This window comes from Streptomyces sp. NPDC048192, from assembly GCF_043202415.1.
Classification (GTDB): domain Bacteria; phylum Actinomycetota; class Actinomycetes; order Streptomycetales; family Streptomycetaceae; genus Streptomyces.
In genome coordinates, this window is record NZ_JBIDAL010000004.1 from 352,915 (window position 1) to 378,455 (window position 25,541).

The 25,541-nt window shown below is 69.0% G+C and carries 21 protein-coding genes; 8 read left to right on the forward strand and 13 right to left on the reverse strand.

Translation table 11 applies throughout. The annotated features are described in order from the left end of the window. The first annotated feature begins 203 nt into the window (after positions 1–203). Positions 204–821 carry a GNAT family N-acetyltransferase gene (locus tag ACGFZN_RS09905; protein WP_393857957.1) on the forward strand — a complete coding sequence of 206 codons (618 nt, stop codon included), beginning with the start codon at positions 204–206 and terminating at the stop codon, positions 819–821. A 76-nt stretch (positions 822–897) separates the two neighbouring features. Here the strand turns inward: ACGFZN_RS09905 and trxA are convergent, their stop codons facing one another. From trxA to ACGFZN_RS09940, 7 genes are all read right to left on the reverse strand, one after another. After that, positions 898–1,227, reverse strand: coding sequence for a thioredoxin (gene trxA, locus ACGFZN_RS09910; protein ID WP_330338908.1), 330 nt, complete (start codon positions 1,225–1,227; stop codon positions 898–900). Between the two features lie 47 nt (positions 1,228–1,274). After that, complete coding sequence (trxB, locus tag ACGFZN_RS09915; protein ID WP_393857958.1) at positions 1,275–2,246, reverse strand: thioredoxin-disulfide reductase; 972 nt, start codon at positions 2,244–2,246, stop codon at positions 1,275–1,277. A gap of 154 nt (positions 2,247–2,400) precedes the next feature. Next, complete coding sequence (locus tag ACGFZN_RS09920; protein ID WP_393857959.1) at positions 2,401–3,096, reverse strand: hypothetical protein; 696 nt, start codon at positions 3,094–3,096, stop codon at positions 2,401–2,403. 188 nt (positions 3,097–3,284) lie between these two features. Then, complete coding sequence (sigM, locus tag ACGFZN_RS09925; protein ID WP_393857960.1) at positions 3,285–4,010, reverse strand: RNA polymerase sigma factor SigM; 726 nt, start codon at positions 4,008–4,010, stop codon at positions 3,285–3,287. Between the two features lie 26 nt (positions 4,011–4,036). Then, positions 4,037–5,758: a protein kinase family protein gene (locus ACGFZN_RS09930; RefSeq protein ID WP_393857961.1), complete on the reverse strand. Its 1,722-nt coding sequence runs from the start codon at positions 5,756–5,758 to the stop codon at positions 4,037–4,039. Between the two features lie 118 nt (positions 5,759–5,876). After that, positions 5,877–8,246, reverse strand: coding sequence for a murein biosynthesis integral membrane protein MurJ (gene murJ, locus ACGFZN_RS09935; protein ID WP_393857962.1), 2,370 nt, complete (start codon positions 8,244–8,246; stop codon positions 5,877–5,879). Positions 8,247–8,291: 45 nt separating this feature from the next. Further along, positions 8,292–10,673, reverse strand: a complete 2,382-nt coding sequence (locus tag ACGFZN_RS09940; RefSeq protein WP_393857963.1) for a DUF6049 family protein — start codon at positions 10,671–10,673, stop codon at positions 8,292–8,294. 301 nt (positions 10,674–10,974) lie between these two features. Between ACGFZN_RS09940 and ACGFZN_RS09945 the strand changes: the two genes are divergently transcribed. Continuing rightward, positions 10,975–12,441, forward strand: a complete 1,467-nt coding sequence (locus ACGFZN_RS09945) for a CCA tRNA nucleotidyltransferase (RefSeq protein ID WP_393857964.1) — start codon at positions 10,975–10,977, stop codon at positions 12,439–12,441. A gap of 116 nt (positions 12,442–12,557) precedes the next feature. Here ACGFZN_RS09945 and ACGFZN_RS09950 read toward each other — a convergent pair whose 3' ends face one another. The 3 genes from ACGFZN_RS09950 to ACGFZN_RS09960 form a co-directional block, all read right to left on the reverse strand. After that, positions 12,558–13,847, reverse strand: coding sequence for an MFS transporter (locus tag ACGFZN_RS09950; protein ID WP_393857965.1), 1,290 nt, complete (start codon positions 13,845–13,847; stop codon positions 12,558–12,560). Positions 13,848–13,974: 127 nt separating this feature from the next. Further along, on the reverse strand, positions 13,975–15,057 hold the full coding sequence (locus tag ACGFZN_RS09955; protein WP_393857966.1) for an inositol-3-phosphate synthase: 1,083 nt from the start codon (positions 15,055–15,057) through the stop codon (positions 13,975–13,977). Between the two features lie 43 nt (positions 15,058–15,100). Then, entirely contained in the window at positions 15,101–15,778 is a 678-nt protein-coding gene (locus ACGFZN_RS09960) for a helix-turn-helix transcriptional regulator (protein ID WP_393857967.1), read from the reverse strand. A 396-nt stretch (positions 15,779–16,174) separates the two neighbouring features. Here ACGFZN_RS09960 and ACGFZN_RS09965 point away from each other — a divergent pair, with 396 nt between their 5' ends. Together ACGFZN_RS09965 and ACGFZN_RS09970 are read left to right on the forward strand one after the other, a co-directional pair. Next, positions 16,175–18,889, forward strand: coding sequence for a transglycosylase domain-containing protein (locus ACGFZN_RS09965; RefSeq protein ID WP_393857968.1), 2,715 nt, complete (start codon positions 16,175–16,177; stop codon positions 18,887–18,889). 130 nt (positions 18,890–19,019) lie between these two features. Next, positions 19,020–20,564 carry a glycosyltransferase family 87 protein gene (locus ACGFZN_RS09970; protein WP_393857969.1) on the forward strand — a complete coding sequence of 515 codons (1,545 nt, stop codon included), beginning with the start codon at positions 19,020–19,022 and terminating at the stop codon, positions 20,562–20,564. Between the two features lie 142 nt (positions 20,565–20,706). Here the strand turns inward: ACGFZN_RS09970 and ACGFZN_RS09975 are convergent, their stop codons facing one another. The 3 genes from ACGFZN_RS09975 to ACGFZN_RS09985 all read right to left on the reverse strand — a co-directional run bounded on the left by ACGFZN_RS09975 (position 20,707) and on the right by ACGFZN_RS09985 (position 23,437). Further along, entirely contained in the window at positions 20,707–21,738 is a 1,032-nt protein-coding gene (locus tag ACGFZN_RS09975) for an alanine racemase (RefSeq protein WP_330338921.1), read from the reverse strand. 81 nt (positions 21,739–21,819) lie between these two features. Next, positions 21,820–22,941, reverse strand: coding sequence for a peptidoglycan bridge formation glycyltransferase FemX (gene femX, locus ACGFZN_RS09980; RefSeq protein ID WP_330338922.1), 1,122 nt, complete (start codon positions 22,939–22,941; stop codon positions 21,820–21,822). A gap of 178 nt (positions 22,942–23,119) precedes the next feature. Continuing rightward, positions 23,120–23,437, reverse strand: a complete 318-nt coding sequence (locus ACGFZN_RS09985; RefSeq protein WP_393857970.1) for a hypothetical protein — start codon at positions 23,435–23,437, stop codon at positions 23,120–23,122. A gap of 273 nt (positions 23,438–23,710) precedes the next feature. Between ACGFZN_RS09985 and rpsF the strand changes: the two genes are divergently transcribed. The 4 genes from rpsF (at position 23,711) to rplI (ending at position 25,426) form a co-directional block, all read left to right on the forward strand. Next, entirely contained in the window at positions 23,711–24,001 is a 291-nt protein-coding gene (rpsF, locus tag ACGFZN_RS09990) for a 30S ribosomal protein S6 (RefSeq protein ID WP_014673750.1), read from the forward strand. Positions 24,002–24,076: 75 nt separating this feature from the next. After that, the gene (locus tag ACGFZN_RS09995; RefSeq protein WP_393857971.1) at positions 24,077–24,652 is read left to right on the forward strand and encodes a single-stranded DNA-binding protein; all 576 of its coding nucleotides are present in this window, start codon (positions 24,077–24,079) and stop codon (positions 24,650–24,652) included. A gap of 73 nt (positions 24,653–24,725) precedes the next feature. Beyond that, positions 24,726–24,962 (forward strand): 30S ribosomal protein S18, encoded by a 237-nt coding sequence (rpsR, locus tag ACGFZN_RS10000; protein WP_003949403.1) that lies wholly within the window; start codon positions 24,726–24,728, stop codon positions 24,960–24,962. Positions 24,963–24,979: 17 nt separating this feature from the next. Further along, on the forward strand, positions 24,980–25,426 hold the full coding sequence (rplI, locus tag ACGFZN_RS10005) for a 50S ribosomal protein L9 (RefSeq protein ID WP_330338925.1): 447 nt from the start codon (positions 24,980–24,982) through the stop codon (positions 25,424–25,426). The last annotated feature ends 115 nt before the right edge of the window (positions 25,427–25,541 follow it).

Genomic DNA, 25,541 nt, shown 5'->3' on the forward strand with positions numbered 1-25,541 from the left:
ACGGGTATGGCGCATCCACCGGACAGCATCTGCACCTCTGAGTGGGGAGTCGGGGCCATGCGATCGATGAGCCGCACAGGACTGGTGAGCGCGGCCCTGGGCCTTGGAGCGGTCGGCGGATTCGTCGGCAGCCTGCTCAGGGAACGCAGTGCTCTGACAGCCGCTCGAGATGCGGCGGGCGAAGGAAGCGAGGAACAGCCTTCATGGGGCGTCGGCTCGTGCCGCTCACGCTGGACAACCTTCAGGACCTCCCCCACCGCTGCCGCTCGTGCATCTTCTGGGAGCTCGACCCCGTCAGCGGAGAAGCGGCGGTAAAGGCGGGCACCTCGGCGCTGGAGAAGGAGGCCTGGATCTCCGCCGTCCTGCTGGACTGGGGATCGTGCGGCCGGGTGGTGTACGTCGACGACGCGCCGGTGGGTTTCGTTCTCTATGCCCCTCCGGCCTATGTCCCGCGTTCGACGGCCTTCCCCACGAGCCCTGTCTCACCGGATGCTGTGCAGCTGATGACGGCGTTCGTTATGCCCGGCTATCAGGGCCAGGGACTGGGGCGGGTACTGGTACAGACAGTCGCCAAGGATCTGCTGCGCCGGGGCTTCAAGGCGATCGAGGCCTTCGGTGACGCCCGCTGGAAGGAACCCGCCTGTCTGCTTCCGGCAGATCACCTGCTGGCCGTGGGGTTCAAGACCGTCCGGCAGCACCCCACGCATCCCCGGCTGCGACTGGAGCTGCGCTCGACGCTCTCCTGGAAGGAAGATGTGGAGATGGCGCTCGACCGGCTCCTCGGAGCGGTCCAGAAGGAACCCGCGCTCCGGCCGCTGTAGCTCAGCGCGCCGGCGCAAGCGAATGGGCCAACCCTTCGGGGTTGGCCCATTCGTGTTTCACGTGAAACGTGAAACGTCACTCGGCGATGAAGTCGGCGAGGTCCCGCTCGATCGCCGCCTTCGGCTTGGCACCGACGATGGTCTTGACGACCTCGCCGCCCTGGTAGACGTTCAGGGTCGGGATGGACATGACGCCGTACTTGGCGGCCGTACCCGGATTCTCGTCGATGTTCAGCTTGACGACCTCGATCTTGTCGCCGTGCTCCTTGGCGATCGCCTCGAGAGACGGGGCGATCTGGCGGCAGGGACCGCACCAGGCAGCCCAGAAGTCCACCAGGACGGGCTTGTCGCTCTTCAGGACGTCCTCGTCGAAGGAAGCGTCGGTCACGTTCTTCAGGTCGGCCACAGCGGGCTCCTCAACTCGATCGTGCAGTGGGGCGGGGAAGGGGAAGGTCAGACGGCGGCGGTCTTCTCGGGCTCAGCCTTGTCCTCGTCCGCGAGGGCGGCGAGGAAGCGCTCGGCGTCCAGAGCGGCGGAGCAGCCGGTGCCGGCGGCGGTGATCGCCTGGCGGTACGTGTGGTCGACCACGTCACCGGCGGCGAAGACACCGGTCACATTGGTGCGGGTGGACGGGGAAGCCACCTTCAGGTAGCCCTCCTCGTCCAGGTCCAGCTGCCCCTTGAAGAGCTCGGTGCGCGGGTCGTGACCGATCGCGATGAACAGACCGGTCACCGGCAGCTCGGACAGCTCGCCCGTCTTGACGTTGCGCAGCTTCAGACCGGACAGCTTCTGCTCACCCTGGATCTCTGCGACCTCGCTGTCCCAGACGAACTTGATCTTCGGGTCGCCGAAGGCGCGCTCCTGCATGGCCTTGGAGGCACGCAGGGTGTCCCGGCGGTGAACGATCGTCACGGACTTGGCGAACCGCGAGAGGAAGGTGGCTTCCTCCATCGCGGTGTCACCGCCACCGATCACGGCGATGTCCTGGTCCTTGAAGAAGAAGCCGTCGCACGTCGCACACCAGGAGACACCGCGGCCGGAGAGGGCGTCCTCGTTCGGCAGGCCCAGCTTGCGGTGCTGGGAGCCGGTGGTGACGATGACGGCCTTCGCCTGGTGGACCTTTCCTGCGGTGTCGGTGACGCTCTTGATCTCACCGGTGAGGTCGACGGAGACGATGTCGTCCGGAACGAGCTCGGCGCCGAAGCGCTCGGCCTGCGCCCGCATGTTGTCCATGAGGTCAGGGCCCATGATGCCGTCGCGGAAGCCCGGGAAGTTCTCGACCTCGGTGGTGTTCATCAGCGCGCCACCGGCGGTGACGGCGCCCTCGAACACCAAGGGCTTCAGCGACGCACGGGCGGTGTAGAGCGCCGCCGTGTAGCCTGCGGGCCCGGAGCCGATGATGATCACGTTACGGACGTCGCTCACGGCTTGATTCCTCGTCTCTGGTCTGCGTCAGTCGACCGGCGGGAGCCCCTTTCAGGACTCTCACCCCACCCAACGGATCCTACGGGGCGCGCATTCCCGCTGTGTCAGGGCACACGCATGCCGGGCGGGGAGACTGACGCAGCCTCCAGCGGACTCAGGGACGGGCGAAAGAGCGCTTCAGAAGCACGGTGCCGGCGGCGCCGGTCTGGCGGCCCATGCACGCCGCATCGACGACATAGACGGTGACGCGTGTGCCATCGTTGCGGTCGGGCAGAACGACGAGGTAGGCGCTTTTCCCGGCATAGGTGCCGGCCTTGGCGGCCAGGGCCTCGTCACCGCTCGGGATCGCCCGGCGGACGCAGTCGGGGACGGGGATCTCCGTCTGAAGCAGCGTATTGGCGCTCTCGGTGCCCTGCGGGGTGTTCTCGCCGCCCGTGAGTCCGGACCGCGGATGCTGGCTGTCGTAGCCCCGCTTCGGTGCCTTCTTGGTGGGGAGCAGATCGCGGACCTGGCTCTCGACGCTGGTGCCGGAGAACGTACTCAGGGACGGGCTGGGCGTGCTGTGGGCCGTCGTGGTCGATGTGCCGCCGGAGAACGACTGGAACACGAGGGAGCCGGCTCCCAGGACGGCAGCGGTGAGTACCGTGCCGAGAACGACAGCCCTGCGGCGCCGGCCGCGCCCGCTCTTCTTCCGTCCCGGTCCGGTCGTAGCGTGCGGGCGGCCGACGGGGCGGTCGGCGGGGGTCGATGTTTCACGTGAAACACGGTCTTCGGCGGTTACCCGCGAGCCGCTGGGCAAGGGCTCGGCGGCGAGAGCGGCATCGATCCGAGCGGCCACGTCGGCGGGCATGGGCTCCGCGTCCGGCGCGGACCCCAGCAGCCCCCGGATCTCCTCCAGGGAGGCCCGGACATCCGCGCACAGTCCGCACGTCTCCAGATGACGCTGTATGTCAGCGCCGCGGTCCGCAGGAAGCATTCCTTCGGTGAGGTCGGAGATCTCCGCGATGTCCGGGTGCCCGGCCGCGTCTGTCGTGGAAGTCACGCTCGCCCACCTCCGCCCTTCACTACGGCTGAATCGCTCGGTCCCGTGTCCTCCGGGCTCTCCCCGGGAGACTCCGTTGCCGGTGGGACGGATGTCCCCTGCACCCGGTTCCGTCCCGAGCCGGGTTCTTTTCCGCTTCCGGAACCCTCGGGCCGCAGATGGGTGAGCAAAGGCAGCAGTCGGGCTCTGCCCCGGGCGCACCGGCTCTTCACCGTGCCCGTCGGCACATCGAGGATCCGGGCGGCTTCGGCCACGGGATACCCCTGCATGTCGACGAGGACCAGGGCAGCCCGCTGGTCGTGCGGGAGCGTGCCGAGAGCTTCCAGGAGCTGGCGGTGGACATCGTTGCGTTCGGCAGGCGCCGACGCCGACTCGTGCGGCTCCAGGAGCTGCTCCAGCCGCTCGGTGTCGTCGACCGGCGAGGTCTTCCGCGAGGCCACCTTGCGGGCACGGTCCAGGCAGGCGTTCACCGTGATCCGGTGCAGCCACGTCGTGACGGCCGACTGGCCCCGGAAGGTATGGGCAGCCCGGTACGCCGACACCAGGGCGTCCTGCACCGCGTCGGCGGCCTCCTCGCGGTCCCCCAGCGTTCGCAGCGCGACCGCCCAGAGCCGGTCACGATGCCGCCGCACGATCTCACCGAAGGCACCGGAGTCGCCTTCCACGTGGCGAGCGAGCAGCTCCTTGTCGCTCACTCCGTCGTATCCGGCGCCCTCCGCCATCTGCCCCCTCCGGTCCGGGTGAGACGTCAGCCCGTGAACTTCACTTCGCCGATGGCCTGCTTGTAGCCGGCGCCGGCGTACGCGCTCGGGTCCGCACCGGAGTACGGCACGGCCGTCAGCCACACGAGGACGTACTGGGTCTTCACCGGCTTGCCGAGCTTGACCGTGGCGGTGGTGCCGCTGGTCGTGACCTTGCCGATCTGGTGCATCGAGTCCAGGGACGGGGGTGTCAGCGAGTCGGCCGAGTACAGCTCGACCGTGGTGTGGTCGCCGGGGTAGCGCAGGCTGATGGTGGCCGTGCTGAGGGACTCCGCCGAACCGAGGTCATAGACGATGCCGACGCCCGGCTTGTAGGGGGCGATGGTCGGGCCTTCGTTGAAGGTCTTGGTGCGCCAGTACGTCGATGGGTTCCCGTCGTACGTCTTGGCTACGTCGCCGGGATGCTGGGCGTCTCCCTTGGCGACGAATTCCTGACTGCCCTTGATGCTTATCGGCGTCGGCTTGGGCTGCGCGGCGCCCTTGTCGCCGTCGTCGGTCTGCTGGCTCTTGTTGGTGTCGTCGGACTTGCCGCCCTGGTCCATGAGGGCGTCCGCCAACTGCCAGCTGCCCAGGCCGAGAGCGGCGATGAGAAGGGCGGAGACCGCCCACTTCAGCGCCTTGCCGGTACGGCTCTGCAGCGGGGGCGGCGGGGTGGTGAGGGGCTGGGTGACGCCGGGGTGCGGCACCGGACGGCCGTACGTGCCCTGCTGGTAGGTCGTGCGCTGGTACTCCGGCGGGGCCGTGAACGCCGGCTCCGGCGGGCGGATGCGCGGCATCTCGCCGATCGCCTTCACCAGCTCCTCCGGCGTGGTGCACGGAGCCTCGTGGCGGGAAGCGGTGGCGCCGTCGTTGACGAGGGCACGCATGGCCAGTTCGGACAGGCCCCGGTGAACACCGGCCCGCACCTGGTCCGGTGCGATGAGCCCGACGTCCTTGGGCAGCCCGGACAGACCGTACGCATCATTCTCGTACGGCCATCGCTGGGTCAGCGCGGCGTACAGCAGGGCGCCGATCGCCTCGGTGTCGGTGCGCTGCGGGGTGTCGGAGCTGATGCCGCGCAGCGCGGCGTTCACGGCGAGGCCCCGGATGCGCCACTGGCCGGTGGAGGTGCGCAGGACGGCGTTGGGGTTGAGCCGGAGGTGGGCGAGGCCCTCGCGGTGTGCGGCGGCCATGGCGGAGGCGATCTGACTGACCATCTGGTAGGCGTCGTGCGGCTCCAGCGGGCCTGCCGTGAGGAGCGTGGTCAGCTCGGTGGCGTCGGGCAGCCACTCGTGCACGACGTAGACGAGGTCGTTCTCCTCGACGGCGTCGAGGACCTGGACGAAACGGGGGTCGCCGAGCAGCGCGGAAGCACGAGCGGCGGCGAGCACGGAACGGGCCCGCGTGTGATCCGCGGGAAGGATGTGGACGCCGACGGCACGACGCAGTTTCTCGTCGACCGCACGCCAACTGCTGAATCCGTCCAGACGGGTGACGCACTCCTCCAGCCGGTAGCGTCTGGCGAGCTTGTGACCGCTGTGCAGTTCAGGAGGCGAGGCCTTCTTTCCGGAACCGTCCGTCCCACCGCTCCCCTGTGCCTGGTCGCTGTCCGTGTCCAGCTCCGGGTTCTTGGCCACCCCGTCGGCCGTGGACTGGTCCGCCTTCGCGGTCAGCGGCTGCTCACCGCTGTTGTCTGCCACGTCGACGGCAGCCGTGCTCCGTTCCGCCACCGTCGTCCCTGCCTCCCCATCCGTTGCGCGCTGTCCGACGCCGAAACCAATTGTGCCCACAGTCCGCCGCTATGCACGACACACGGCGGCGGACGATGGTTGTGCGCCTACCCCCGCCTCAGCGGCCCAGACGCCCGCGGACCATGCCCACGAGCGAGTTCAGTTCCTCGATGCGCATCCGGCGGGCGGCGACGAAGAAGACGCCGAGCAGCACGGCACCGCCGGCGAGCAGCGCGGCGAAGGAGCCGATGACGCCCTGGCCGAGGGTGTGCCCGATGCCGTAGCAGGCCGCGCCGCTGAGCAGGGCCGCCGGCACCGAGGCGATGCACAGGCGCGCGTACGTCCGCATGACGCGCGTACCGTCCAGGTCGCCGCCGAGCCGCTTGCGCAGCCGCCGCCAGGCGACGCCCACACCGATCGCGTAGGCGAGACCGTAGGCGGCCGCCATGCCGGCCACCGCCCAGCGGGCGGGAAGCAGGAAGTAGCACAGCGCCGAGGCGCCCGCGTTGACGGCGGCGACGATGACGGTGTTGTAGAAGGGCGTGCGGGTGTCTTCGTAGGCGTAGAAGGCGCGCAGGACGACGTACTGCACCGAGTACGGGATCAGCCCGAGGCCGAAGGCCATCAGCATGTAACCCATGTTGGTGGCCTCGCCGGTGCCCGAGGAACCGAAGATCAGCGTGCACATCGGGATGCCGAGCGAGAGGAAGCCGAAGGCGATCGGGACGATGGCGACGGCCGTGGTCCGCAGGCCCTGGGAGATGTCGTCACGGACCGCGCCGCCGTCGCCCTCGGCGGCCGAGCGTGAGATGCGCGGCAGCAGGGCCGCCATCAGGGACACCGTGATGATGGCCTGCGGCAGGCCCCAGATCAGCTGGGCGTTGGCGTAGGCGGCGAAGCCGGTGCCGGCGGTGCCCGAGTCCTTTCCGGCCGCCGTGGACAGCTGGGTGACGATCATGGCGCCGGCCTGGTTCGCGAGCACGAACAGGACCGTCCACTTGGCGAGCATCGCGGCCTTGCCCAGGCCGTGGCCCCGCCAGTCGAACCGCAGCCGGATCCGGAAGCCGGTCTCGCGCAGATACGGGATCATCGCCAGCGCCTGGACGACCAGGCCCAGCAGCACACCGACGCCGAGCAGCCGCTGGCCCTCCGGCGGGATGTTCGTGACCGTCATGCGGGAGTGGGCGGCGGTGCCGTAGACCCAGATGAACATGCCCAGCGTCACGATGATGACGATGTTGTTCAGCACCGGGGTCCACATCATCGCGCCGAACTTCCCACGCGCGTTGAGGATCTGGCCCATCACCACATGGATGCCCATGAAGAAGATCGAGGGCAGGAAGTAGCGGGTGAAGGTGACGGCCACGTCGTTGGCCGCAGGGTTGGAGGCGACCGGGTTGGAGAGCATGCGCACCAGCAGCGGCGCCGCGAACATCGCGAGGCCGGTCAGCGCGGCCAGAGCCACCATCACCAGGGTCAGCAGCCGGTTGGCGAAGGCCTCGCCGCCGTCCTCGTCCTCCTTCATCGCCCGCACCAGCTGCGGCACGAAGACGGAGTTCAGTCCACCGCCGACCGTGAGGATGTAGATCATCGTCGGCAGCTGGTAGGCCACCTGGAAGGAGTCGCCGAGGAAGCCGAGGCCGAGCGCCGAGACGATCAGCGCGGAGCGGATGAAACCGGTGAGGCGGGAGACCATCGTGCCCGCCGCCATCACGGCGCTGGACTTCAGCAGCCCCGCGGCCTTGCCGCCTTTCTTCGCGGGCGCCTCCGCGGGAGCCGGCGCCTCGGTCTGCACCTCGCCGAGCGGAGCGGCGGGGCCCGGAGCTGCGGCAGGAGCGGGCACCGGCGGCTGCGCCGGGGTTCCCGGGGCGCCCGGGTAGGCGGCCTCGGCGTACGGCGTGCCCTGGTGAGGGCCCTGTCCGTGCGCCGGCGGGTACTGGCCCGCCGGGCCGTAACCGCCGCCCGGAGCGGCGGCCGGCCGCGCGTAGGCCGGCGGGTCCATGGGCGCCTGCCCGCCGCTGTGCTGCTGATCCTTGAAGAGGTGGGCGAACGCGTCCGCCTCGTGGTACCCCTCGGCCGGGTGCGTGACCGGGTCGTCCATGCCCAGGAACTGCTGGGGGCGCGGGTCGTCGCCGTACGGCCCGTACGCGGCGGGACCCTCCGGCTCCTGCGCCGGCGTCTGCCCCCAGCCACGCGGGTCGGGCGCGTACGGCTGCTCGGCGGGCCGGCCGTACGGCTGCTGCTGGTAGCCGCCCGGGGCGGGCGGCGGAGGGGCGGCGCGGTCGTACCGCGCCGTGCCGCGCGGGTCCTGAGCGGCGAGGTCCTGCGCGCGGTAGGGGCCCTGATCGTGGGCGTCCTGGGGGTAGGCGTCCTGGGGGTACATGTCCGCCGCGTGCTGCGGCGGTACCTGGCCGGGCTCCGGCGGCGTCTCGGGGTAGCCCGAGCCGGCCGCGCCCTGGCCGCGGTCACCGTCGTACGGCGCGTTCATGCTTACCCCACCTCATCGTCCCTGGCCCACTGGCCACGACCTCGCTCAACGGTCCACTCTCTCACCCGTCCCGGACGGGTCGGTGCGTTCCGGTGCGGTGTCCGGCGCAGGGTCACTCGGGTGCTCCGGGTCGTCTGCCCCGGAGGAGGAGACGGAACCCTCCGGCTCCTGGGGGAGACGGTCGGCGGGCGCGTCGGGGTTCCGGGACTCCTCGCCGGCCTGTTCTGCAGCGTCGGGGCCGCCCTCCTCCGTCTGGGCGGCCGACGCGCGCTTGCGCTGGGTGTACATACGGAAACCGGCGAGGACGAGGAGAAGGACACCGCCGCCGATGACCAGCATCACCGTCGGCGTGATCTCGGTGACCTTCACGTCGAAGCTGACGGGAGCGCCGTACTTCTGGCCGTCCTCGGTGTACAGCTGGGCGATCACCGTCGCCCGGCCGTTGGCGTTGGCCGAGGTGGTGAACTTCACGGACTGACTGTGGCCGCCGGAGATCTCCACCGGCTGCTCGTAGTAGGCCTTGCCGCCGATCTTCAGACGGGTCGGCATGGTGGAGGTGAGGCGCAGCACCAGATGGCCGACCGGCTGGACGAGATTGTTCTGGACGGTCACCGGGATGGTGGCGCTGCGGCCGGAGAGTTTGGTCTCCGACTTGTCGATCAGCTTGACCTGGTCGGCCAGCTCGTCCAGCCACTGCTCCACGCCGTCCCGGTAGCTCCCGGCCTCGCCGCTCCGGCCGCGCCAGGACGTGGACATCTCACGGTTTATGGCCCGGCCGAACGGCGTGACGACGCGGGACTGGTCGGAGAGGATCACCTGGAAGCTGTCGAGCTTGTCCTGGGTGCGCGCGATCTGCTCGAAGGCGGAGCGGGGCAGTTCGTGCGAACGCAGCGAGGAGGGATAGGCCGACGTCTGCGGGATGCGCGTGGTGGCGTTCGGGTCAGGCTTGTCCTTGGCCGCCGCGGAGAGATCCTGCGACTGGGACCAGTTCCCGTCCTGGAGCGCCTTCAGCGCTGCGGCCATCGCCTGTGCCTGGCTCGCGGTGGGCATGCGCTGAGGGGCGACCACGATGCTGCGCTGCTTGTCCGTCTGCGCGTTCACCTCGAGGCTCTGCGCCAGGAACTCCTGCACGGCGAGCGTGGCCGAGTCCGCCTTCGTCAGGTCGCCCTCGAAAGCCGTGGACAACCGGGCGTCGGCGACCACGGCCGTGGTGCCCGAGCCGACCGGGCGGGCCGCGGACGGCGTGTACGGCAGCCCGGCGTTCTCCTGGAGGCTGTCGCTGCGGGCGATCACGCGGTCGGCTCCGGCGGAGGTCGCGACCTTCATGATCGCGGGGTCGACGGCGCCCTCCACCGGCCAGGCGAAGTCGGTGCTCGGCGTGATGTGCAGCACCGTCTTGACGGTGGTGGCGGCGACGTCGGTGGCGTCCTTGAGGTGGCTGAGCGAGCCGGTGACGCTGGTGCCGTTGTGCGCGAGGGACGCCAGGTCGGGGTCGGCGAAGGGCAGCGCGACGACCTCCTTGCCCGCCACCGCGTCCTGCAGGTGCGCCAGCCACTGCTTGGCGAGCGCCTGGTGCTCCTTGGGGCCGGGTGTGGTGGTGCCACCCGCGCCGGGCAGCCGGTAGTTGCCGGTCGCCATCGCGTCCACCGAGGCCAGCAGATCCGGGTCGATCACCCAGGTGACGTCGAGGTCCTTGCCCAGATCCACCATCTGGGCCAGCCGGCCGCCCGGGGCGAGTTCCTTGGCCAGGTCGTCGTTGCGGAACACCGGGGTCTGAAGCTCGCCGGCTCCCGTCTTGGCCGTCATGTGGACCGTGGAGATCAGCGGCCACAGGTACGTCGTCCTGGTCTTGGTGTCTGCGTCGGACGGCTGCCACGGCAGGAACGTCCGCTGGATGCCGAGCAGCTGGTCCCAGGGCTGGGCCGCGGTCTGTCCGGAGAGGGAGACACCGAACGCGTAGACGCCGTCGTCGCCGAGGTCGAGCTTGGACACGGGGACGGAGATGCTGAAGTGCTCCGCGACACCCGGGGACAGCTTGGCGAACTTCTCCGTGTACTTGCCGCCGACCTCGGAGCCCGTTCCGCCCTGCAGGTCGTCGGAGTGCTGGGCGAGAGAGTCGATCTCCGAGCGGGTGTCCAGCAGGGGGCCCACCCGCAGGTCCACGTGAGCGCCGGTGACGGTCTGCTTGCCCTGGTTGGTCACCGTGCCCGACACGGTCAGCGTGTCGCCGTCCGTGGGCGCGCTGGGGGTCAGCGAGTCCAGGTCGACGGCCACCGTGCCCGAGGAGGCGGCCTGGGCGGGTGCCGCGGCGGGCAGCTGAAGCAGCCCGGCCAGCAAAGGCGCACCGGCGAGCAGCGCGCCGGCGCGTCGTAGCCACCGGCGGGCAGGTGAGGCAGGGGTCCCCTGGATGTCAGCCGCCTCGGCCACGCGCTCGCCCGTCCCTCGTCGTCGTCAGTGGTCGTCGGAATGTGCGTCCACGCATGGTAACGATGCGCGCCGAGTGGAAGTGCCGCGGTCTCCGTCACAAGATCGGGAAACACCGGCGACCTGTCCTCTATATCCAGTATCGAGGGAAGAGCTTTCGTACGCCGTAAGGGCAGCGCTTGCACGGGTATGGCGCCAGGTGTCCACGGCCTCTTTCACCGGGCCGTTCCGCGGCCTTCACCGGGCCGCCCGTGGATGAAATGGAGGCGGCTGCCGGCCGCCGGGGCACGTACCCTCTTCTGTTGTGCCGAACCCGAACGAAGACACTCCCTCTGCCCTGAGCCAGGCGCAGCAGCGCGCGGTCGCCGAGCTGCTGCGGGTGGCGCCCGTCGCCGACGATCTCGCCCGCCGTTTCCAGGAGGCGGGGTTCTCCCTCGCCCTGGTCGGCGGATCGGTACGCGACGCGCTGCTCGGCTGGCTCGGCAACGACCTGGACTTCACGACCGACGCCCGCCCCGAGGACGTACTGAAGATCGTCCGGCCATGGGCGGACGCGGTCTGGGAGGTCGGCATCGCCTTCGGGACCGTCGGTGCGCACAAGAGCGCCCGCGTCGCGGGCACCGACTGGAACTTCCAGATCGAGATCACCACGTACCGGTCGGAAGCCTATGACCGCACCTCCCGCAAGCCGGAGGTGTCGTACGGCGACTCCATCGAGGAGGATCTGGTCCGCCGGGACTTCACGGTCAACGCCATGGCCGTGGCCCTGCCGGAGAAGGAGTTCATCGACCCGCACGGCGGCCTGGAGGACCTTGCGGCGCGCGTGCTGCGGACGCCGGGCACGCCCGAGGAGTCGTTCTCGGACGACCCGCTGCGCATGATGCGGGCCGCCCGGTTCGCCGCCCAGCTGGACTTCACGGTCGCTCCCGAGGTCGTCACCGCGATGACGGAGATGGCCGGACGCATCGAGATCGTCTCGGCCGAGCGGGTCAGAGACGAGCTGAACAAGCTGATCCTCTCGGCGCACCCGCGCAAGGGGCTGAGCCTGCTCGTGGACACCGGACTCGCCGCCCATGTGCTGCCGGAGCTGCCGGCGCTGCGCCTGGAGCGGGACGAGCACCACCGGCACAAGGACGTCTACGACCACACGCTGATCGTCCTGGAGCAGGCGATCGCCCTGGAGGAGAACGGCCCCGACCTCACCCTGCGGCTGGCAGCGCTGCTGCACGACATCGGCAAGCCGCGCACCCGCCGCTTCGAGAAGGACGGCCGCGTCTCCTTCCACCACCACGAGGTGGTCGGCGCGAAGATGACCAAGAAGCGCATGACCGCCCTGAAGTACTCCAACGAGCTGGTGAAGGACGTTTCACGGCTGGTCGAGCTCCACCTGCGCTTCCACGGCTACGGCACCGGAGAGTGGACGGACTCGGCGGTGCGCCGGTACGTCCGTGACGCGGGCCCGCTGCTGGACCGTCTGCACAAGCTGACCCGCTCGGACTGCACCACCCGCAACAAGCGCAAGGCAGCCGCGCTGTCCCGGGCCTACGACGGCCTGGAGGAGCGCATCGCCCAGCTCAAGGAGCAGGAGGAGCTGGACGCGATCCGCCCGGACCTCGACGGCAACCAGATCATGGAAATCCTGGGTGTCGGCCCCGGCCCGGTCGTCGGCAAGGCGTACAAGCACATGCTGGAGCTGCGCCTGGAGAACGGCCCGATGGAGCACGACGCGGCAGCCGCGGCTCTGAAGGACTGGTGGGCAGAGCAGAGCTGATCTTTTGGCGAGCGCCGGGTCCGGGGTGACGATGTTTCACGTGAAACATGCCGCGAGACCGGGAGCGAGCGAGGGGCGGTGTTTCACGTGAAACACCGCCCCTCTTCGTCTGAGGGTCACCCACTCTGCGCCGGGATGCCGCCTCGGCGTCGCTCGAAATGTGCCATGGCCGCGGTCACCCCGCCGTAGATCACGGCGACCAGGATCACCAGAAGTGCCGAGCGGCCGTCCGGTGGCAGCATCAGGGCCGCTACTCCGGCGGCCCCCACGAAGGCCACATTGAAGAGCACGTCGTACACGGAGAAGATCCGGCCGCGGAAACCGTCGTCGACGGAGGACTGCACGATCGTGTCCGTGGCGATCTTCGCCCCCTGTGTGGTCAGGCCCAGGACGAAGGCCGCGGCCAGGAGGGGGCCGGTGGCGAAGGGAAGACCGAGGGCGGGTTCGAGGACCGTGGCGGCGCCGGAGCACACCACGATCCAGCGGCCGGGGCCGAGGCGTTCCGCCGACCACGGTGTGACCGCGGCTGCCGCGAAGAACCCCGCCCCCGACAGTGCCAGCGCGAGGCCGAGCAGCCGGAGTCCGTCCTCGGGGCTCGTCGACAGGGCGTACCGGCACAGCATCAGCAGAAGGACGAGAAGCGCGCCGTAGCAGAAGCGCATCAGTGTCATCGCGGCCAGCGCCCATGCGGCTGCCCTGCGCCGGGGAGCGGCCAGATGACGGACGGCCGCTATGAGCTCCCGTGCCGTCCCGGCGAGGGCGGTGGCCATGCGCGGCCGTGCCGGCCGTCGGTCCGGGCCGAGGAGCGCGGGAGGCACAGCCAGGGAGGTCAGGGCGGCGCACAGGTAGAGGAAGGCGCCGAGAAGGACCACGGCGGCGTCGGAATCGGATGCCACGAGCCGTACGGCGAACGCGAGGCCGCCGCCCGCGGTCGCGGCGAGCGTTCCGGCCGTCGGGCTCAGGGAGTTGGCGAGCACCAGACGCTCGGTGTCCACCACGCGCGGCAGGGAGGCGGACAGCCCGGCGAGGACGAAGCGGTTGACGGCCGTGACGCACAGCGCCGAGACGTAGAAAAGCCAGTCCGGGACACGGCTGACCATCAGTGCCGCGGTGGCCGCGGCCAGCACGGCGCGGAGCAGGTTGCCGTACACGAAGACCTGCCGGCGCCGCCAGCGGTCCAGCAGGACGCCCGCGAACGGGCCGACCAGCGAGTAGGGGAGCAGCAGGACCGCCATTGCCGAGGCGATGGCAGTGGCCGAGGTCTGTTTCTCCGGGGAGAAGACCACGTATGCGGCGAGCGCGACCTGATAGACGCCGTCGGCGCCCTGCGACAGCAGGCGGATGGAGAGCAGGCGCCGGAAGTACCGCAGGCGCAACAGGACGCGCAGGTCACGGACGACGGGCATGGGGCACAGCCTCACATATGCGGAAGGTCCCCGGGTCAGGGAACCCGGGGACCTTCACAGCCCTGGCAGGAGCGTTCTCGGGCGAGCGGGCGCCGTCAGGCACTCCGGCGCGCCGTGCCGGGTCGAACTATCGCTCGACCTCGCCGCGGATGAACTTCTCGACGTTCTCGCGGGCCTCGTCGTCGAAGTACTGGACCGGCGGGGACTTCATGAAGTAGCTCGACGCCGACAGGATCGGGCCGCCGATGCCGCGGTCCTTGGCGATCTTCGCGGCGCGCAGGGCGTCGATGATGACACCCGCGGAGTTCGGGGAGTCCCAGACCTCGAGCTTGTACTCCAGGTTCAGCGGGACGTCACCGAAGGCGCGGCCCTCGAGGCGGACGTAGGCCCACTTGCGGTCGTCCAGCCAGGCCACGTAGTCGGACGGGCCGATGTGGACGTTCTTCTCGCCGAGGTCCCGGTCGGGGATCTGGGAGGTGACGGCCTGCGTCTTGGAGATCTTCTTGGACTCCAGGCGCTCGCGCTCGAGCATGTTCTTGAAGTCCATGTTGCCGCCGACGTTCAGCTGCATCGTGCGGTCGAGGATGACACCGCGGTCCTCGAACAGCTTCGCCATGACGCGGTGCGTGATGGTCGCGCCGACCTGGGACTTGATGTCGTCACCGACGATCGGCACACCGGCCTCGGTGAACTTGTCCGCCCACTCCTTGGTGCCGGCGATGAAGACCGGGAGGGCGTTGACGAAGGCGACCTTGGCGTCGATGGCGCACTGGGCGTAGAACTTCGCCGCGTCCTCCGAGCCGACCGGCAGGTAGCAGACCAGGACGTCGACCTGCTTGTCCTTCAGGACCTGGACGACGTCGACCGGCTCCTCGGCGGACTCCTCGATGGTGGCGCGGTAGTACTTGCCGAGGCCGTCGAGGGTGTGGCCGCGCTGGACGGTGACACCGGTGCTGGGCACGTCGCAGATCTTGATGGTGTTGTTCTCGGAGGCGCCGATCGCGTCCGCGAGGTCGAGGCCGACCTTCTTGGCGTCGACGTCGAACGCGGCGACGAACTCGATGTCGCGCACGTGGTAGTCACCGAACTGCACGTGCATCAGGCCGGGGACCTTGGTCGCCGGGTCGGCGTCCTTGTAGTACTCGACTCCCTGCACCAGCGACGCGGCGCAGTTGCCCACGCCGACGATGGCTACGCGAACCGAACCCATTCCGGTTGCTCCCTGTGTGTACGAGTGAGGCCCTGAGTGGGTCTCACGTGGCGGTGTCGTCGGGCGTATCCGTCTGGGGGGTGTCCCCGCGACGGGGCAGGCCGCCCGTCGATCCATTGGTGGTGTCCTGCTGAGCGGGCCCCCCGGATGCGGCACCCTTCAGGTCCCGTCCGGCCCGCTCGCTCTCGATGAGCTCGTTCAGCCAGCGCACTTCGCGCTCCACGGACTCCATCCCGTGGCGCTGGAGCTCGAGTGTGTAGTCGTCGAGGCGCTCCCGGGTGCGTGCCAGAGAGGCGCGCATCTTCTCCAGACGCTCCTCGAGGCGGCTGCGCCGGCCCTCGAGCACACGCATGCGCACGTCCCGCGACGTCTGCCCGAAGAAGGCGAAGCGTGCGGCGAAGTGCTCGTCCTCGTACGCGTCGGGGCCGGTCTGCGCGAGCAGCTGCTCGAAGTGCTCCTTGCCTTCTGCCGTCAATCGGTACACGATCTTCGCCCGGCGTCCGGCGAGCGGAGCGGCGTCCTCGTGGGTGCTGCCCGGTTCCTCGATCAACCAGCCGTTGGCGACCAGCGTCTTGAGGCAGGGGTACAGCGTCCCGTAGCTGAACGCCCGGAACACACCCAGGGACGTGTTGAGTCGTTTGCGCAGCTCGTAGCCGTGCATCGGGGACTCGCGGAGCAGGCCGAGCACGGCGAACTCGAGGATGCCGGAACGTCGGCTCATCGTCGCCTCCTCTCGGTCCCGCTGATCGCTCACGCGGGTCTCGCCGTATCTGTCAGCGTCTTTATCTCACGCTGATGTATCGACTCGATACATCACGACGATAGAACGGCCTTGCGCAGGCGACAAGAGGGACGGCGGTGAACGGGATCACATCACCGGTTCACCTGAGGCAAGTTGCCTGTTTTGGGGTGAACTTCGGGGCTCGGCGGGTTTTGGCGGTGCGTAGTCTGTGCGGCATGCACAGCACCGGGAACCAAGTGACACCTGGGGAGCGTCGTCGTCCCCGGTGCAGTACGGGTGAATGCAGAACCGACCACATCCGTACTTCGGGGGGACCGGAAACCAGCCGCCGTTCCAGGCGCGCACGGGTGCGCCTGCCCGAGGAGTAATCGTTCGATGAGCGAGCACCGTCGCAAACCGCCGCAGCCGCAGGGAGGCGGACGTGCCGCGGCCCGACGCGGCCAGCCCGGCTCGTCCTCCGGCCGCCGTGCGGCACCGCGAGGCGCCACCGGATCTCCAGCCGACTCCTATGGGTCCAGTTCCTATGGGCCGGGTCGCAGCGGACCGGGAAGTGAGGAGCGCCCCTACGGCAGCCGTGCCGAGGCCCGCCGGGCGGCGCAGAGAGGCAGCCGCCGCAGAGGCGCCGACAACGCGGGCCCGGGCGGCCGGCGCGGCGGCCCGACCGGTCCCGGACGCGGCAGAGGCCGGGCGGCGACGGCCCCCGGCAGGAAGCGGATCATCGACTATCCCAGGGCCGACCGGTACGGCTGGCGCCGCTGGGTGCCCTCCTGGAAGCTCGTCACCGGGCTGTTCATCGGCTTCGTCGGAAGTCTGGTGGCCGTGGCGGGCATCGCGTACGCGATGGTGAGCGTGCCCAACGAGGCCGCGGTCGCCAAGGCGCAGAACAACGTCTTCTACTGGTCCGACGGCTCGGTGATGGTCGCGACCGGCGGTGAGGTCAACCGCCAGAACATGAACTTCGCCAGCATCCCGAAGGACATGCGCTACGCCGTCATCTCGCAGGAGAACAAGACCTTCGAGACCGACAGCGGCATCGACCCGAAGGGCATCGCCCGTGCCGTCCTGAACATGGCCCGCGGCGGCCAGACCCAGGGTGGCTCGACCATCACCCAGCAGTACGTCAAGAACGCGATGCTGAACGACCAGGCACAGACGCTGTCCAGGAAGTTCAAGGAGATCTTCGTCGCGATCAAGGTGGGAGCCCAGGTCCCCAAGGACCAGATCATGGAGGGCTACCTCAACACGACGTACTTCGGCCGCGGTGCCTACGGCCTCCAGGCCGCGTCCCGGGCCTACTTCAACAAGGACGCCACGAGGCTGGACGCGGGCGAGTGCGCCTTCCTCGCGGCGATGGTCAAGGGCGCCACGTACTACGACCCGGCGGGCGCCACCTCCCTCGATCCCGCGGCGACTCCGGAGGCCAACAGCAGGCGGGCCCTGGCCCAGATGCAAGACACTCTCGACAAGATGGTCAAGTACGGCCACCTCAGTCCTGCGGAACGGGCAAAGTACAGAACCCTCCCCAAGATCCAGAACCCCCGGTCGAACGGCCAGCTGGGGGGCCAGATCGGCTATCTCGTCGACCTTGCCAAGGCGTACCTGGTCAACAACCCGCAGACGCACATCACCGCCGACGACCTGCAGAAGGGCGGCTACCAGATCTACACGACCTTCGACAAGAGGAAGGTCAACGAGCTGGAAGCGGCGGTGAAGAAGGTCCAGAAGGCGAACATCAAACCGAAGCAGCGGCCCGACACGGACACGTACGTCCAGTTCGGCGGGGCTTCCGTGGAACCGACCACGGGAGCCATCAAGGCCATCTACGGCGGTGAGGACGCGACCAAGCACTTCACCGACAACGCGGACTCGACCGGTGCCCAGGTGGGTTCGACGTTCAAGCCGTTCGTCCTGGCGGCGGCCATGAAGTGGGGTGTGCGCGACCCGCACGGGCCGGAGTCACAGCCGCAGGACGCTCGCACGGTCGCCTCCCCCAAGAGCCTGTACAGCGGAAAGAACAAACTCAAGATCAAGAACTACGACGGGACGGTCTGGACCGACAAGGACGGCAAGGAGTGGCTGCAGACCAACGACGGCGGTGAGTCCGTCGGAGACCCGCCGGGCTACAAGATCGACCTTCGCGAGGCGATGCAGTTCTCGGTGAACTCCGCCTACGTCCAGCTCGGCATGGATGTGGGACTGGACAAGGTCAAGGAGAGTGCCATGGACGCCGGCATTCTCGAGAGCAGCCTTGCCAGCTCCAACTACCCTTCCTTCTCGATCGGTACGTCGGACCCCAGCGCGATCCGCATGGCCTCCGCATACGGCACGTTCGCGGCCAGCGGTCAGCAGCGTGATCCGTATTCCGTCGTGAAGGTGACCGACAAGGACGGTGTGGTCTTCCAGCACCGGGACAAGTCCACCGAGGCCTTCACCCCGCAGGTCGCCGACAACGTGACCGACGTGCTGAAGACCGTGGTGGACAAGGGCACCGGTACCCACGCGCAGCTCCCGGGGCGCGAGGTCGCCGGTAAGACCGGTACCACGGACGGCAACAAGTCGGCGTGGTTCGTCGGCTACACCCCTCAGCTGTCGACCGCGATCAGCATGTTCCGGCTGGACGACAACGCGAAGAACAAGAACCGGACGTTCCTGGAGATGTACGGAACGGGTGGCCAGGAGAAGATCCACGGTGCCTCGTTCCCGGCCGAGATCTGGCACGACTACATGTCCCAGGCGCTGGCGAACGAGCCGGTCATGAAGTTCCCGACTCCGGAGCCCATCGGCAAGGTGCTCAACGCCGAACCGAGTCCGACACCGACTCCCTCGGCAACCCAGAGCCAGACGCAGAGCCCGTCGCCCAGCCCGTCGCCCAGCCAGGCGTCCCCCTCTCCGTCCCCGTCGGTGAGCGACACCTGCCAGTGGAGCTGGACCAACAACTGCAACGGCAACGGCGGCGCCAATGGCGGTACGGACAACGGTGGAACCACAGGAGGCACCGATCCCACGCCGACCGTCACGGACACGACCGGGACGGGAGGCAACACCCGCGGCAATGGCAACGGAGGCCTCTTCGGCGGTAAGACCGGTTAGCCGCCCCATCTGACCGGGTGGCATGCATTTCGACCACCACGGGTGTTTCACGTGAAACATGGGCCGCCGCACCCCACCGGGTGCGGCGGCCCACGTCGTTTTCCTAGACAGGTACGGCAGGATGTGCCCCATGCCCAGTGCAGAGATGACGCCTGCGAGCAGGTACGAGCCCGAGCCCGTGCGGCCCGCCACGGCAGAACCGGTGCGTCCGACCAGCGAGGACGAGATCGCCCGGGCCGGCAGCGAGCTGATCGGTGGCCCGCTGGGGCGGCGCGCGCTGCTCGGGACCTCCTGGTGGACCCCCGTACGGGTGGTCGCGCTCGTGGCGATCGGCATGTTCGCCCTCGGCCTGGTCCAGAAGGCGCCCTGCTACCACAGCGCCTGGTTCTTCGGGGCGAGCAGCCAGTACACGAAGGCCTGCTACTCGGACATCCCGCACCTCTACCAGGGCCGCGGATTCGCCGACCACCTCGTGCCGTACTTCGACAAGCTCCCGGACGACATGTCCGGCGGCATGGGCTACCTCGAGTACCCGGTGCTGACCGGTCTGTTCATGGAGGTGGCGTCCTGGCTCACCCCGCACAGCGGCGGCATCCAGCACCAGGAGCAGTGGTACTGGTTCGTCAACGCCGGGATGCTGATGGTGTGCGCGGCCGTCATCGCCGTCTGCGTGGCCCGCACCCACCACCGCCGCCCCTGGGACGGTCTGCTGGTCGCCCTGGCGCCCGCCTTCATGCTCACCGCGACCATCAACTGGGACCTGCTGGCGGTGGCGCTCACGGCCGCCGCGATGCTGATGTGGTCCCGGAGCCGTCCCGTCGCCTTCGGCGTCCTCCTGGGCCTCGCCACGGCCGCCAAGCTCTATCCCGTGTTCCTGCTGGGCCCGCTGCTCCTGCTGTGCTGGCGCGCCGGCAAATGGCGGGAGTACGCACAGGCCGTGGGCGGTGCGGTGATCGCCTGGCTCGTGGTGAACCTGCCGGTGATGCTGTTCGCGTTCCCGGGGTGGTCGAAGTTCTACACGTTCAGCCAGGAGCGGGGCGTCGACTTCGGTTCGTTCTGGCTGATCTGGGCCCAGAACTCCAGCAACCCGCCGAGCACCGGCTTCGTGAACGCCGCGGCGATGGTGCTGGTGGTGCTGGCCTTCCTCGGCATCGCAGCGCTGGCCTTCACCGCCCCGCGCCGGCCGCGCTTCGCCCAGCTGGCCTTCCTGATCGTGGCGGCATTCATCGTCACCAACAAGGTCTACTCGCCGCAGTACGTCCTGTGGCTGGTGCCACTGGCGGTGCTCGCCCGGCCCAAGTGGCGTGACTTCCTGATCTGGCAGGCGTGCGAGGTGGCGTACTTCCTCGGCATCTGGATGTACCTCGCGTACACGACCAGTGGTGACGCCCACAAGGGGCTGCCGACGCACGGCTACCACTGGGCGATCGTGCTGCACCTGGTGGGCACGCTGTATCTGTGCGCCGTCGTCGTACGGGACATCCTCATGCCGGAGCGGGACGTGGTGCGCCGCTCGGGCGACGACGACCCCTCGGGCGGAGTGCTCGACGGCGCGGAGGACGTCTTCGTGCTCGGTGCCGCAGCCCACCCGCCGCGGCACGCAGCGCACTTCGACGGGGCCCAGGTGGACTGGGGCAGGCCGGCGCCGCCCTCCGCGGAGGACGGTTCGCTCTGAGCGAACGTACCGTCGGGAAGTCATGAAGAAGGCCGTACACGCGGGATGCGGGTACGGCCTTCTCGCTGTCTTCTACAGCGGCCCCTCTACAGCGGCCCTTTCGCTGATTGCGTACGGCCTCCCGGCCGTGCCGGGACCGGGCTCAGCGGTCCACGAGTCGGTCGAACTGGGTGGTGGTGTGCCGCAGATGGGCCACCAGTTCGTCGCCGACCTTCGGTTCCGGGGCGTCCGCGGGGACGAACAGGATCGAGACCTGCATGTGCGGGGGCTCGGCGAACCAGCGCTGCTTGCCGCCCCAGACGAACGGAGAAAGGTTCCGGTTGACCGTGGCGAGGCCGGCCCGTGCGACGCCCTTGGCACGCGGCATGACGCCGTGCAGGGCCTTCGGGGCCTCCAGGCCCACGCCGTGCGACGTACCGCCCGCGACAACGACCAGGTAGCCGTCGGAGGCCGCCTTCTGCTGCCGGTAACCGAACCGGTCGCCCTTGGCCACGCGTGTGACGTCCAGGACGGCCCCGCGGTACTCGGTGGCCTCGTGGTCCCCCAGCCACAGCCGCGTGCCGATGCGGGCGCGGAACCGGGTCTGCGGGAACTGCTGCTGGAGCCGGGCGAGTTCGTCGGCCTTGAGGTGGCTGACGAACATCGTGTGCAGCGGCAGCCGGGCCGCGCGCAGCCGGTCCATCCAGCCGATGACCTCCTCGACGGCGTCGGATCCGTCGGTGCGGTCCAGCGGCAGGTGGATGGCGAAGCCCTCCAGCCGGACGTTCTCTATGGCCTGGTGCAGCTGGGGCAGGTCCTGCTCGCTGATGCCGTGGCGCTTCATCGAGGACATCACCTCGATGACGACACGCGCCCCGACAAGGCCGTACACGCCGTCGACCGACGACACCGAGCGCACCACCCGGTCGGGCAGCGGCACGGGCTCCTCGCCGCGCCGGTACGGCGTCAGCACCAGCAGGTCACCGCCGAAGAAGTCCTTGATGCGCGCGGCCTCGTAGGTGGTGCCGACGGCGAGCAGGTCCGCGCCCAGTCGCGTGGCCTCCTCGGCCAGCCGCTCGTGCCCGAAGCCGTAGCCGTTGCCCTTGCAGACCGGGACGAGACCCGGGAACTGCTCCTGCACGTGCTTGTGGTGCGCCCGCCAGCGCGCGGTGTCGACGTAGAGCGTGAGCGCCATGGCCGGACCGGAACCTTTCTCGTGGCTGCGGTGTGTCAGAGGTGTGGAAGCTGTGACCCTATGGAACCAAACGCCCGCGGGTCAGCGGCGCGACATGTAGATGTCGAGCGCCTTGTGGAGCAGCTTGTTCAGCGGGAAGTCCCACTCGCCGAGGTACTCGGCCGCCTGACCGCCGGTGCCGACCTTGAACTGGATCAGACCGAACAGGTGGTCCGTCTCGTCCAGGGAGTCGGAGATGCCGCGCAGGTCGTAGACGGTGGCGCCGAGCGCGTAGGCGTCGCGCAGCATCCGCCACTGCATCGCGTTCGAGGGCCGCACCTCGCGGCCGATGTTGTCCGAGGCGCCGTAGGAGTACCAGACGTGCCCCCCGACGATCAGCATCGTGGCCGCGGACAGGTTCACGCCGTTGTGACGGGCGAAGTACAGCCGCATCCGGTTGGGGTCCTCGGTGTTGAGGGCCGTCCACATGCGCTGGAAGTACGACAGCGGGCGGGGCCGGAAGTGGTCGCGCACCGCGGTGATCTCGTACAGGCGCTGCCACTCGGGCAGGTCCTGGTATCCGCCCTGGACGACCTCGACGCCGGCCTTCTCGGCCTTCTTGATGTTGCGCCGCCACAGCTGGTTGAAGTTCTTGTGGACCTCTTCCAGGGAGCGGTTGGCCAGCGGCACCTGGAAGACGTACCGCGGCTGTACGTCGCCGAAGCCGGCGCCGCCGTCCTCGCCCTGCTGCCAGCCCATACGGCGCAGCTTGTCGGCCACCTCGAAGGCACGCGGCTCGATGAAGTCGGCCTCCAGGTCGCGCAGGCGCTTGACGTCCTGGTCCTGGATGCCCCTCTTGATCGTGTCGGCGTTCCAGCGCCGGATGATCACCGGCGGGCCCATCTTCACCGAGAAGGCGCCCTGCTGCTTCAGGTGCGCCAGCATCGGCTGGATCCAGTCGTCCAGGTTCGGCGCGAACCAGTTGATGACCGGGCCTTCCGGCAGATAGGCGAGATAGCGCTTGATCTTGGGCAGCTGCCGGTAGAGGACCAGGCCGGCGCCGACCAGCTCGCCGGTGCGGTCGTCGAACCAGCCGAGGTTCTCCGAGCGCCACTCCGCCTTCACATCGGCCCAGGCCGGGACCTGCATGTGACTCGCCGACGGCAGGCTCTGGATGTAGGCCAGATGTTGCTCGCGGCTGATGGTCCTCAGGGTCAGGCTCATGTCGGGGCGCTCCTCGGGCTGGTGTGTCCCCATGGGTCAGGGGCTCCGGCTCTCGCGCCGAAGCCTACTGCGCCCCGCGAGCGCCCCGACTGGGCGTACGGGCCTTCACCCCGGCCAGATGCGCGGCCGGGGCGGCCCGTGCGGTGAAAAAGGACGTCCGGCGGACGTCGTACGGCCGTCAGCCGCTGACGAGACCGCCGAACAGCCCCCCGTGCGCCATGCTGATCAGGAAACCGACCCCCGCGGCGCCGAGACCCAGGATCAGAACGAAGCGCTCCCGGGTGGTCACGGAGATCCACTGCCCGTAGATGCCGGTGCCGAGTCCCACCAGCCCTGTCCACGAGGACAGCAGGTGGAGGCCGTGGAAGAAGGACGTGATGAAGGACAGGAACCCGAGGACGAACGTCACCGCCATCAGGGTGTCCTGAAGCGGGCGGCGCTTGCCGTCCGTGGCGAAGAGGGAACCGGCGACGTTGGGATGCATTGCCTGTGCCATGGGCACCTCCTGCGGAAGGCGGCGCATAGTAGCGCCGTACACACCCGACGTGTACAGGGTGACGGTCTTCACGGCCGGATTTCAACCGGAAGCGGGTGTGCGGGTAGTCTGTACCGTCTGCACCGGTGTCTGCCCACGCCTGCCCAGGTAACACTGCGGGGTCCCCTCACAGGCCCCCGATTGTCAGTGGCGGCCGATACCGTTGCGTACGCATCACGACCCTCCTGCCACGGAACGACCGTGGCCGCTGAGTCCAAAGGAGGTGGGTTCCACATGCGTCACTACGAGGTGATGGTCATCCTCGACCCCGATCTCGAGGAGCGCGCTGTCTCCCCGCTGATCGAGAACTTCCTGTCCGTCGTCCGTGACGGCGGCGGCAAGGTTGAGAAGGTCGACACCTGGGGCCGTCGTCGTCTCGCCTACGAGATCAAGAAGAAGCCCGAGGGCATCTACTCGGTCATCGACCTGCAGGCCGAGCCTGCGGTCGTCAAGGAGCTCGACCGCCAGATGAACCTGAACGAGTCGGTCCTCCGGACCAAGGTCCTCCGCCCCGAGACCCACTGAGCTTCGCTCAGCTGATCTCGGGATTCGAGTAGCAAGCAAGCAGCCAGAGCAGCAAACCCGCCGAGAGGTTCCCCCATGGCAGGCGAGACCGTCATCACGGTCATCGGCAATCTTGTCGACGACCCCGAGCTGCGCTTCACCCCGTCCGGTGCGGCGGTCGCGAAGTTCCGTGTCGCGTCCACCCCCCGCACCTTCGACCGCCAGACGAACGAGTGGAAGGACGGCGAGAGCCTGTTCCTGACCTGCTCGGTCTGGCGTCAGGCGGCGGAGAACGTCGCCGAGTCGCTCCAGCGAGGCATGCGCGTCATCGTGCAGGGCCGGCTGAAGCAGCGGTCCTACGAGGACCGTGAGGGCGTCAAGCGCACGGTCTACGAGCTGGACGTCGAGGAAGTCGGCCCCAGCCTGCGCAACGCCACGGCCAAGGTCACCAAGACCGCCGGTGGCGCTCGCGGTGGCCAGGGCGGTTACGGCGGCGGTGGCGGCCAGGGTGGCGGCGGCTGGGGCGCGGGCCCCGGCGGCGGTCAGCAGGGCGGCGGCGCTCCGGCCGACGACCCGTGGGCCTCCGGCGCTCCCGCCGGCGGTCAGCAGGGCGGCGGCTGGGGCGGAGGCTCCGGCGGCGGTGGCGGCTACTCGGACGAGCCCCCCTTCTAGGTCCTCGGACTTCCAGGTCCCCGGGCCAGGGACGGGCCGTACCCACACTTCTTGATCACACAGGAGAAACACCATGGCGAAGCCGCCTGTGCGCAAGCCGAAGAAGAAGGTCTGCGCTTTCTGCAAGGACAAGGTCACGTACGTGGACTACAAGGACACGAACATGCTGCGGAAGTTCATTTCCGACCGCGGCAAGATCCGTGCCCGCCGCGTGACCGGCAACTGCACGCAGCACCAGCGTGACGTCGCCACGGCCGTGAAGAACAGCCGTGAGATGGCGCTGCTGCCCTACACGTCCACCGCGCGCTAAGGGAGGGTGACCAACTCATGAAGATCATCCTCACCCACGAGGTCACCGGCCTCGGTGCCGCGGGCGACGTCGTCGACGTCAAGGACGGTTACGCTCGCAACTACCTGATCCCGCGGAAGTTCGCTATCCGCTGGACCAAGGGTGGCGAGAAGGACGTCGAGCAGATCCGCCGCGCCCGCAAGATCCACGAGATCCAGACCATCGAGCAGGCCAACCAGGTGAAGGCCCAGCTCGAGGGCGTCAAGGTCCGCCTGGCCGTCCGCTCCGGCGAGTCCGGCCGTCTCTTCGGTTCCGTCACCCCGGCCGACATCGCGTCCGCGATCAAGGCTTCCGGTGGCCCCGAGGTCGACAAGCGCCGCATCGAGCTCGGCGCGCCGATCAAGACGCTGGGCGCCCACGAGACGTCCGTGCGTCTGCACCCCGAGGTTGCCGCCAAGGTCAACATCGAGGTCGTCGCGGCCTGACGCTGCGCTCGGCTTGAACGGCTGAGAAGGGGGCCGTCCCTTGCGGGGCGGCCCCCTTTCGCATGTCCGTGTGCCGGAGACACCGCTTGCGTGGCTGTGCGTCGGAAACACTGCG